We start from the raw sequence: 11885 nt of genomic DNA, 5'->3' as shown, positions 1-11885 counted from the left end.
GTATTGAATGATTACGTACCCCAAGGTGCGACAGAATCAAAGGAGGACAATGATTTGAAACGATTGCTATCCATGTTGCTGACGGTTGGTCTCATCATTGGCTTGGTGCCGGCGGCCCTGGTAGGTACGGCTCATGCTGCGACGGGAACTTATTTTATTTTTCCAAGTGAAAAATATGATGTGGATTCGGCTAGAATGGTAAACACTGACCGAGTTACAGTTAACGGTACGATTAACGGAGTGAACGGAAGTACTATATCTTATAGTGTATTCCAACTCTCTAAAAATGGAACAAACCTTAACGTGGTTAATAAGAACGAGAGTCAAAAAGGCGGAATTACGGTCAGTGGCTCTACGCTTAAAGTTACAGACATTAAACTGTTTCCTGGTTTGAACCGGATTACATTTCAAAGCAGCCAAAATTCGGCTGATATGAAGGACTCCATTTACATTGAGTATCAAGATGGGCCTAAGCTTTATGATCTATCTGCTACGCTGAATGGTGCAACCGAGCAGTTGCTAGAGAATCAGACAGCAGTGCTGACAGACGCACGCAATAGCGGTACGGATGATGTAAAAGTAGTCATTCAAGGTACGGCTCCTAATGCTGACAGTGTAACGCTCACGTCTGCAAAAAGCAGTAATACGTATACAGTTAACTCTTATACCGCATATAAATTAACAGGTAGTGTGGTACTCAGTCCAGGTAAAAATATAGTGACTATTAAAGTGGGCAACGGGACTCAGGCCCTCACAGTTACACGTGAAATTACGATTTATACGGGTAAACCGGAATTCTCTGATTTGACCTTGAACAAGGATGGGAATGTTTCTGCCGATCTGACCACTTCGCCTGACTTTACTGTATCGTCTACAAGTGGTGTGGTTTTAAAAGGTAACGTTTTGGTACCAGCTGGTGCGACCGATCCAGGAGTGGCCACAATCAATGCACGTTTTACCGATGTGAGTAACAATGGTAGTGCTGTGGGTAGTGCGACTGGGGTTGATGCTACAATTGATACTGCAAATATAGTTACATCAAATGGCTATAAAGTATATCCATTTCAGGTGACTGTACCTTCGGAAGCTGTACTTGATCATTTGACCAGGGCATCCCTGGGCATAACTTATACGGATAGCAGTACACCTCCAGCTCCATCGGCTGTCCAATTTACATTGCGCAGTAGCACTCAGCCGTATATTGATGATGTTAACTATCTTCCTGATTTTAATACTCAATTGTTGAACAGAATTAATGGAAGCGGGTCTGATCAGGCAGCTGCTCTAGATGAAGCTATGAAATTAACAGGTAGCTCTATGAAGAACAAGACTACAGATGCTGCATCTGTACCTGTAGGTATGGAGTTTATCGTTGTTAATGGTGCACCTTCTTCAATTAGTGAGCTTTCCGGAGTAGCGGTTCATACTGTAGGGCAGCCTCAAGATGTAATTCGTACAATTAATGGTAAGTCAACGCAAGTGAAGAAAATTGTTGCTTATGTAGACACTTTGCCTAAAGAAGGACAAAATGTACTGAATTTTTATCTGAATGGTGACTCGACTAAGTTAATTAAAGCAACAGTGAATCTGTTGCAGGGTCCGTTCATGAAATACGATACGATTTATGATGGGCAACAAATTCCGTTGAATACATCCAGCTCAAACTTGAATACCTATAAATTGACTCAGCTGGGCAACTTTAAAGGTAAATTACTTGATGTGAGTAACGCAGCAGATATTCATTACACTGGAAGTAACCGAAATGTATTCCTGTATGTTAATAATGTATTGGTTGATTTGGATGGTTCAGGAGCGGACTTCAAGCTTGCTGCTTCCTCAGAGACAGCCGCAGCCAATGCCTTGGCGAACGGGAATAATGAAATCAAGTTTGTATACAAGCCAGGTATTGAGTATAGCAATACGGTAAAAGTAAACTTTACACAGACGAATATTCCAGTAATTCCTGTTCCAAACACACAAGGAATCATCCCTTTTACGCCAGTTAGCGGCTTGAGCAATACGCCGAAATATAGCGAAATTGCTCCGAAATCAAAAGATGCTAATTTCACCAAAGTGGATGACACCAACTACAATACATCCCTGAAAAATATCAATGTATTTGGTACTTTCAGTATTGCTGATTTGGGTAAAGCAGATCAGGTAAATGGTTCGTTAAGTGATATTGCTAATAAAGATCAATATATTTTGGAGATTAAGGGATCGGATGACAGTGAAGTCAACTGGACGCTGAGTAACGAGTTTTTCTCAGCAGAAGATGCTAAGACAACATACAATTCCGGTTCTACTACAGATAAATTTACAAATAAAGATTTAAAAGACCTGCTTGTGTACTACCATCCGGACAAAAAGTATTTCAGCTTTGTGTTGAAAAACCAAACTATTTCGCAAGATGGAACACCAGTAGCTTATAACATTACCTTGTACAATAGCGGCAAGAGCGGACCATTTGCTACTTTCCGACTGCAAGTATCCGGTCAATCCACATCTTTTGATATTTTGCGTCCGCTCCCTGAAAAGAGAATCGTGAATCAAAACTTTGTGCAAGTTGTTGTAAACGCAGGTAATGCAGATAGTGTTACGGTAGGTAAAGAAACAGCAGTTCAAGAGGGATTCGACTCTGATTATGATGGTACCATTGATTATCCATCTACTTACAAAGCCATCGTTACAGGTCTAAAAGCCAACAAAGATAATAAAATTGACGTAGTGGTTACTGTAGGCAAAGAAAAATTGAAACAGACCATTACTGTTAAATATGTGCCTACTAATATTCCTGGTGAGCAGTACATGGAAGCGATGAAAACATCGCACAAAGTGTTCGATGGCAATCTTACACTTGCTTTTGCAAAGGGAACGAGTCTGATTCGTCGGGATTACGATCAACCGCAACAGTTCAAAAACCAGGTTTTCTCTGGTCACACTTTGTACTTTGCAATAGCAAATAGCGAAGATGGTGTGGTCGATCGTCATGAATTTGAAACCGAAAAAGCATTGTCGGATATGCAGAGCTTGATTGCAGATGGAAGTAGATACTTTAACAGAGAATTCCCAAATCGTTTTACCAAGTCAAGTCCAGTATTCTGGATTGACCCAGGTACAGCAGATGACATTAAAACAGATGATTACGATCCGGTAACTTATGGTGCCGATCCTTATCAATTGGCTAACAAGTCGCAAAATGACAGTAGCAAGATTAAAAACTTCTACTGGCGTGATCCTTCTAATGAATTAGTACCATCCAAGCGTGCAACATTAACTTTGACGTATGATAACAGTATCGCTCAGGATGCAGGGAAACAAATGACGGTGTTCTATTTTGATTCTGATCTTAAAGATTGGCAGAACATTGGTGGTGTGGTGGATCCGAAAAAACATACCATTAAGGTACCGTTTGATCGTTTCGGTTACTATGTAGTTGCTAAAGTTGGAGAAACGTATAGTGATGTCATTAAGCATAAATACGCCAGAGATTACATCGAAGCCATCTTGGCTAAAGGTGTTATGAACCCAATGGATCCGATTAATAGCTTTGGACCAGACAGCTACATTAAAAGAGGCGAATTTACGTCTATGATCGTCAAAGGTCTGCAAATTCCGCTTAATTTCAGCGGAGCGAAGCATTTCGACGACGTGTCTATTCCAAATACGATATCAGCAGATGCGCTCTATGATTATCGTTATATTGAAACAGCTGCACGCGCCGGTATTGTCAAAGGTTCGCAACCAAGAATCTTTATGCCGGAAGATGTAATCACACGCCAAGATGCAGCAGTCATTATTGCCAAGGCATTGAATTTGAAGCTGGAAACAGATCATGACAAGATCATGAAGAACCTGTCTAAGACCTTTAAAGATGCGGACAAGATTGATTACTATGCGCAAGCATCTATATTGGCTATTGCCAAAAAAGGCTTTATCACAGGGTCACCTGTGGATGCAAGCGATCTGAAAAAGGGATATATGTTTAATCCTACTTCCTTGACCTTGCGCGGAGATGCAGCGATTATTGTAGCTAAAGTTATGGCTGATAAAAAGCTGCTTCCTAAAATCTAATCAACAAAACACCTGAAATTATTAAACATCCCTCCATGCGAAATGGTAATTCCCTTTCATATACATGAGAGGGATGTTTTTTATAAATCAGCTATTTGACTGGGATTAAGGGCCTATGCCATAATATCAATGAGGTAAAAATTGTGGATTAGCCTTACAATGTTTTTGGTTTTGGATTTGGCTTAAACGTCTGTAATTAATTGCTTTTTTTTAAGTATTTATCTCAAAATGTGTTTATTATTTTTCTATATGTTTTTTTTGCACATTTATCTGAAACTTTACGCCTATTTCATCGTAGTAGAGGATGTGTGTGTTTTAATATTACATAGAGAAGTGAGTGGGGAGTGATGAGATGTCTCAGTTTTCAATACGCCGTCCTGTAACAGTATTTATGTTAATTATTGCTTTGTTAATCGGGGGCGGTATTTTTGCGTTAAGACTTCCTGTAGAGCAAATGCCGGATATGAAGCTGCCATTCGCTGCAGTGGTGACTAGTATTCCAAATGCAACGCCTACAGAAGTTGAGGAATTGGTTACTAAACCTATTGAGAAAAGTCTGGCTTCTATTGAGAACGTGGACACAATCATGTCCGAGTCTTCAGAAGGAACATCTATGGTCATGATTCAATTTAACTGGGGAGTAGATATCAATCAAGCAACCCTCGACATGCGAGATAAAGTTGATGGGGTTAAAGGGTCTCTTCCCAAGGCGGCTAATTCGCCGCGTGTCCTTAAGGTGGATCTCAACGCAACGCCGGTTATTACGCTCTCTCTTACAGGAGACCAGGATATTAACAAGTTGAAGCCTATTGCTGAAGATATTATTGAGCCGCGGCTTGAAAGAATTGCGGGAGTAGCTGCAGCCAACATGTCAGGTGGGCAAGCTCGGCTTGTGAAGATTACTGTAGACCAAGCCAAACTTCAAAGCTATGGCATTACGCTAGATCAAATCAGCCAAGCGCTATCGTCTAATAACGTAGCGGGTTCTGCTGGTTCGGTGTACCGAGGTAATACAGAAATCCAACTTCGGGTTCAAGGTGAATACAAAGCTGTTTCAGAAATGGGTGAAACGCCAATTCCAGTAGGGAAGGGAAGCATTAAGCTAAAGGACATCGCGACAGTTGAAGATTCCTTGGATGATGTTACAACCATTTCTACCTATAACGGAAAGCCAAGTATCAATATTTCTGTTACTAAAGCCACAGGGGGGAATACCCTTTCAATCGCCGATTCTGTAAAGGATAGTTTAGATTCGATACGGAAGGAATTGCCTCCGGGAACTCAATTGGAGATGGTAACAGATGCATCCAAACCGATTAGCGACTCCGTACACTCACTAGTAGAGCATGCTATATTGGGACTTATTATCGCAGCTATTGTGTTGCTGTTATTTTTGAATAGTATACGTTCTACCATTATTGCTACTATCGTTATTCCAATTTCCTTCGTAGCTACGTTTATGATGATGTATTTCACCGGACAAACCATTAATATTATTTCACTGAGCGGTTTGCTTCTGGGGTTAGGATCCTTTGTCGATTTTGCGGTTGTTATTATTGAGAATATTTTTAGACAGCGACATGAAGGGAAAAGCATGCTACAAGGGGCTATTGATGGCTCCAAGCAGGTGGGTAATGCCGTTATGGCATCTGCACTTGCGCAGATCGTAGTATTTTTACCAGTTGTTTTTGTTGACGGAATTGCGGGAGTTCTATTTAAACCGTTGGCGTTAACAGTTATTTTCTCTCACATTGCAGCCTTGCTTGTATCCCTTATGATTGTGCCGATGCTGGGATCACGTTGGCTACCTACCGTGCCAGATGAATCCATTTATTCTTCAGGTACTTATAAGGGTGTTAACCCTATTGTGTGGTTTAATATTGGTTTCGAGAAATTTAAGAGTGGGTATCGCCGTATACTGAAGTGGGGAATTAACCATAGAAAATCTGTGTTAATTATTACTTTATTAATGTTTGTGGCAGCTGGGGCTCTAGTTCCTTTCGTTAAGGCTGAATTTATCCCAGCATCCGATACTGGGGAATTCACAATTAATGTGAAACTTCCTAATGGAACGGTCTTGGAAGAAACGGAAAAGGTTGTTCAAGATATAGAAAAAGAAATTTTGAAAGTTCCGGATCTAGATAAAATGACAGTGACTGTTGGTTCTGGTGGCAATTCTGGTTATTCAGGGGCAGCTCCAACCAACTCAGCAGATCTAAGTGTAACACTGAAGGATGGACATCAGGCAACAGATGTTATAGTTGATGGCCTTCGTAAAAAATTTGATAGCATTCCAGATGCAGAGATTACAATGGCGTCTACAACAGGCCTTTCAAGCGGAGCGGCTGTTAATATTAACTTAAAAGGTGACGATATTGACGTCCTGAGAGAACTCTCGGACAATCTCGTTGCGGACGTAAAAAACATACCGGGTACGGTCAATGTGAAAAGTACCTTGAGTGCTGTTCGCGAAGAATATGAGATTACCGTTAATCGTGAACTTGCAAGTCGATATGGCTTATCAGCGACCCAAATCTTATCTGCAGTGAATACTTCTTTTAATGGATCAGTCGCCACAAGCTATCGTACAGGTGAAGATCAGATTGATGTGAAGATATCGTTGCCAGAGAAAAACCGCCATGATTTGTCAAATCTAAAAGCCTTACGGATCACCACTTCGCAAGGTATTGATGTACCTTTGTCTTCCGTAGTAAGTATTGATAAACGGACTGTACCCGATACTGTTACTCGTGAAGACCAAACGCGTCAAGTGCAGATTACAGCTGATATTGATGGAACAGGGGATATTCTTACTATTAATCAAAAAATAGATGCTCTATTGAAGACTACTCACTTCCCAGAGGGCTACAGTGCAGATACGGGTGGCGGCCAAAATGAACAAATGATGGAGTCTTTCATGAACTTAGCGATAGCTATTTTGCTATCTGTCGTGCTCATTTATATGGTTATGGCAGGACAGTTCGAATCGTTGCTCACACCGTTTGTTATTATGTTTTCCGTTCCACCTACGGTAATTGGTGTGCTTATCGGTTTAGCTGTAACCGGGGCGAGTCTCAGCGTTTCAGCTTTGACAGGTTACATCATGCTCGTCGGTTTGGTCGTCAACAATGCCATTGTTATGATTGACTTTATAATTCAGCTCCGAAAAGACGGCCAAGATCGGGATGAAGCTATTATTCATGGAGCGTCTGAGCGGTTGCGTCCGATTTTGATGACCACGCTGGCTACTGTACTAGCTTTGCTCCCAATGGCATTTGCTACAGGCAGTGGTAACGAGACACAAGCACCGATGGCAGTTGTTGTTGTGTTCGGGTTATCCTTCGCAGCTGTTATAACATTGATTCTTATTCCGGTAGTCTACGTCATCATGGATAATATGATAGAAAAACGTAAGAATCGGAAATTAAAAAGACAAGCGAAGAGAGAATTAAAAAAAGAAGCGAAACTACAAAAAAGTGTTCATATATAAGGTGAGGTGGAGAAACATAATGAATAAAAAAAGTGCTCTGATTGCTACAACTTTGCTTTTATCAGTTGCATTAGCGGGTTGCGGTGGGGGGGAGGCCCCTGCCGCACCGACTACGGCGCAGCAAGCCACTCCGGTCCAAGTGGCAAAAGTGACCAAAGGTAGTATTAACGATTCAACAGGTATTATTGGAAGCTTTGCTCCTAAAGAGACGGCTCAGGTGTCTCCGAAAATTAGTGGCAAAATTCAAAGCATTAACCTTACAGTGGGGCAAAAAGTAAATAAGGGCGACACATTGTTTACTATAGACCAAAAGGACTTGCGGGACTCGATTAAGCAATCCCAGGAATCGTACCAGGTTGCCCTGGCCAATTTAAAGCAGGCTGAGTCAGGCGCAGCGCAATCGGTGCAACAGGCAGAGTCCAGCGTGGATCAAGCGAAAAGTGCGCTTGTACAGCAAGACAACACTATCACCCAAGCTCAGACCAGTCTGGTCGATGCTCAGAGTTCCGTGCGTGATGCTCAAAATACGCTCAATCGCAACCAACAGTTGTTTAGTGCGGGCGCTCTATCTCAATCCGAGTTAGAGCAGTCTCAAATAGCGCATAGAAGAGCTTTGACTGCGGTGGAGAATGCACAGATCACACTTCACAATGCGCAAACGTCCAAGGAAAGTGCACAAACAACATATAGCAATGCTCAAAAATCATTACGTCTTGCACAACAGAAAACCGGCATTGACGTAGCTCGTGCTTCTGTCAATCAAGCTAAGTCCAGTTTAGACACAGCACGTAGTCAACTGGTGGATGCTGTAGTCAAAGCTCCGATTTCCGGCACGATATCGGTAGTAACAGGAACCCAGGGGCAAATGGTTAGTGCACAATCCGCGGTTGCTACAATAGCGAATACCAATCCTATTATTGCTAAAGTTAACGTTTCTGAATCTGAGCTTCTTAAGTTGCAGGTGGGTTCATCTGTGACTGTAGGTGTGGACTCCTTAGATAAGCGAATTGAGGCCAGAGTATCGGCCGTCAATCCGGTAATGGATAATGATCTCAAGGCATATCCTGTCGAGATTTCGGTTCCTAATGGTTCAGGTGAATTAAAATCAGGGATGGTTGTAACTGTATACATGAAATCAGAAGCTCCTAAAAACATTTTGGTATCGCAGGATGCCATTACGGAGCAGGCAGGAAAAAAGTATGCTTATGTAGTGGAAGGAACAGTGGCTAAGCGGGTAGAGGTGCAGACAGGCCAGGAAAGTGCCAAACAGATTGAGGTAACCAAGGGGCTTGCTGAAGGACAAAATGTTGTCGTTAAGGGCGTTAGTCTGCTTACGGATGGCGCGAAGATTAATGTAGTGAAGTAATTTGTCTCGGTTATATTTACCGTAAATCACTGTTACTCCGTCATTCCTACTACTTAAAGTGTATTAGAGTATTAGATTTCAAGGGAATCTATAGACTTTATGTGCTTTATATATTCTATGGATAATTCTTAGCGAATATACTCCATTAAAGACCGACTTAAATGTACGAAAATAATCCTTGTACATTTAAGGTTGATAAGGTAAAAGTTGTAGGATGACGGAGGAACAGGTTCAATAGTATAATTATTACTGTGGGAAGCGGAATACATAATCAAAAAAAATAAAAAAATTTTTTTTGAAACAGACGCAACTTTTTGAACCCATGCTACGTCTAATTGGGTGAGTATGAAACAAAGGGGTACAAAAGCGTAAAGACAAAATTCGCTAAAAAAAATCTTTACTGCATTGTTATCACATTGTATAATACTGGAGTACGTCATAAATGGACGCTTTCTTTCAACTAGATTCCAAGCTTCTGTGATATTGTCACAGATATCATTTTATAAGGGTTCTCATAAAGCTCGGAAAGGAGGTGTAACGACTGATGAGTGACAAGATCCGACAAAAAGACAAAAATAATATTTCTGGTTATATTCAAGGAGGAGAAAAAAAGGTTATGACAAAGTTTAACAAAAAAATGATCAACGTGCTGGCAACAGCAACATTGGTTGCTGGTGTTGCAGCTCCAATCGCAGCATTGACTGCACCAACTGCAATCCATGCAGCTTCTAGCTATTCTGCTGTTAATACTCCTAGTATTGGTTCGAGCCAAACTACTAACACTACTCTGGGTAGAGTGAAAGTTAACGTAAGCCAAGCTTCTGTTGGCAAAAATGAATCTTTCACAGTTACATTGCCTAAAGGTTTTGAATTCGCTACTGCTCCTGGTGTTGTCCCTACTGCTATTGATTCTACTTATGGTTTGGGTGTTTACATTGATCCAGGCGATAACAATGATGATGCTGCAGCTCGTGCAGAAACTGGATACGTTCCGGGTGAAGGTTTGACTGTAGAGAAGCTCACTAATAACTCTGCAAGAGTGACTTTCAACTTTACTAACTCTAAAGATAGCGTTGATCTTTACCTGAACTTTGGTAAAATTAATGTTAACGGACCTAGCAATGGACCTGTAAAAGCTACTTTTGATGCAGCTTCTGCAAGTGGTTTCACTAGCGGTGAAGCAACAATTGCAAACGTAGTTTCTTCTGGTCAAGTATCTTTGTCTGCTGCTGATACAGTATCCAGTGAAGAAAACTTTACTGCAACTTTGAAAGTTAAAGAAGAAACAGCTGGTTCTTTGGGTAATAGCAACATTAAGTTGAAATTGCCTAGTGGTTTCAAATGGGATTCCGCTCCTAAAAGCCCAGCCACTATTTTGTTTACTTCTAAGACAGACAAAGCAATTCAACCATCAGATGTGAACTACTCTACTGATGGCGATACGCTTACTTTGTCTTTGAAAAAAGTAAGTGACGACCAAACATCTTTCCAATTGCCTGTAGGATTCTATGTTGATGATGAAAACAGTGCAAAAGAAGGCGACGTTACAGTTAGTATCTCTGGTAATGCAACAACTGATGTTAGCTCCCTCGTAGTTGGTAGCTATGGTCAAATCGGTGGTGGCGTTTCCGTTGCTACTCCATCAACAATTCTTGCTGGTCATGATGAGCAAAAAATTGGTGATGTTACAATTAAAGAAACTGTTGCTGGTTCTTTCGTAAAAGGACGTACTGTAACTTTGCGTCTGCCTGAAGGTGCTCGTTGGCAGTCAACTTTTGAAAGCAATAACCCAGGAAGCAACTTCTCCGGTTCTATGGAGAACACTAACGGTTTGGGTGGAGCAGAGGTTTCCTATACTGACTCTGACAAACGTACTTTGAAATTGACTTTCAACAACGCTAACAGCACAACTGATGCTGGTAGTCTGAAATTGAAAAACGTTGAAGTTGCTACGCAACCAGGTTTCTCTGGCGATCTGAACGTTGATGTTGCTGGTAGCCAAGGTCTGAGCGGTACTGTTAAGGTTGCAACTGTGAAACAAGCAGTTACTCTGGCTGCTGCTTCCAAACCAACCCTGACAATCGGTCTGGGCGACCAACAAGTTGGCGATATCACAATCACTGAAGCTGCTAAAGAAGCTTTCGTTAAGAAAGACGGTAGCCGTGAAGTAATCTTGGAATTGCCAACAGGCGTACGTTTTGCTTCTACTCCAGAAGTAAAAGTTACAGCTGGTGACGTTAAAGTGAAGAGCGTATCTACTGATACTTACGGCGAAAGCAACAAAGGCCGTCTGAGCTTCTACATCGATAGCGAAAGTGCTACTCCAAGTACAATCACAATCTCGGCTCCTAAGCTGACTGTTGACCGTACTGTAGCTCAAGGCGACATCGTTGCTAAGCTGAAAGGTAGCGCAGTTTCTTACACTGCTTACAAAGGCGCAACTGACAACACTCAAAACTGGAAAGACAACAACACTGCAGCTGCTGAAGTAGCAATCGCAACTGTTGGAACTCCAGCTCCAGGTGCTACTAAAACTAAAGCTGTCTTCACACTGGGAAGCACTTCCTACACTGTGAACGGCGAAAGTAAAACTTCTGATGTAGCTGCTTATGCTGAAAACGGACGCACTTACTTGCCAGTACGTTATGCAGCTGAAGCTTTGGGTGTATCCCCACAAAACATCCTGTTTGACAAAGCAACTTCCACAGTTACCCTGATTAAAGGTGACCGCGTTGCTCAAATCAAACTGAACACTAACCTGTTGACTGTTAACGGTTCTGTGATTCGTATGGACGTTAAAGCTGTAACTAACAAAAACCGTACTGTACTGCCTATCTTCTGGGTGAGCAGAGCGTTGGATGCATCCATCAACTACGATGCAACTGCTAAAACAGTAACTGTTGAAAACAACAACTAATTTAAGAGCAACTCTTTTGAGTTAACTGAATTAGATGA

Annotated in this window: 4 protein-coding genes; all 4 read left to right on the top strand. The window is 41.6% G+C overall.

The annotated features are described in order from the left end of the window. The first annotated feature begins 54 nt into the window (after positions 1 to 54). The 4 genes from MKY24_RS24455 (at position 55) to MKY24_RS24440 (ending at position 11847) form a co-directional block, all read left to right on the top strand. A complete protein-coding gene (locus MKY24_RS24455) occupies positions 55 to 4074 on the top strand; it encodes an S-layer homology domain-containing protein (protein WP_071558134.1) in 4020 nt (1339 codons plus the stop codon). A 352-nt stretch (positions 4075 to 4426) separates the two neighbouring features. Continuing rightward, positions 4427 to 7564, top strand: a complete 3138-nt coding sequence (locus MKY24_RS24450; RefSeq protein WP_023990691.1) for an efflux RND transporter permease subunit — start codon at positions 4427 to 4429, stop codon at positions 7562 to 7564. A gap of 19 nt (positions 7565 to 7583) precedes the next feature. Further along, positions 7584 to 8930 (top strand): efflux RND transporter periplasmic adaptor subunit, encoded by a 1347-nt coding sequence (locus tag MKY24_RS24445; RefSeq protein ID WP_339201053.1) that lies wholly within the window; start codon positions 7584 to 7586, stop codon positions 8928 to 8930. 544 nt (positions 8931 to 9474) lie between these two features. Next, positions 9475 to 11847, top strand: coding sequence for a copper amine oxidase N-terminal domain-containing protein (locus MKY24_RS24440; RefSeq protein WP_279835463.1), 2373 nt, complete (start codon positions 9475 to 9477; stop codon positions 11845 to 11847). The last annotated feature ends 38 nt before the right edge of the window (positions 11848 to 11885 follow it).

Origin of the sequence: Paenibacillus sp. FSL P2-0322 (assembly GCF_037975315.1) — a bacterium.
GTDB classification, from domain to species: domain Bacteria; phylum Bacillota; class Bacilli; order Paenibacillales; family Paenibacillaceae; genus Paenibacillus; species Paenibacillus polymyxa_B.
Note: the sequence above shows the minus strand (reverse complement) of the source record. Positions and strands in the feature narration are given on the sequence as shown.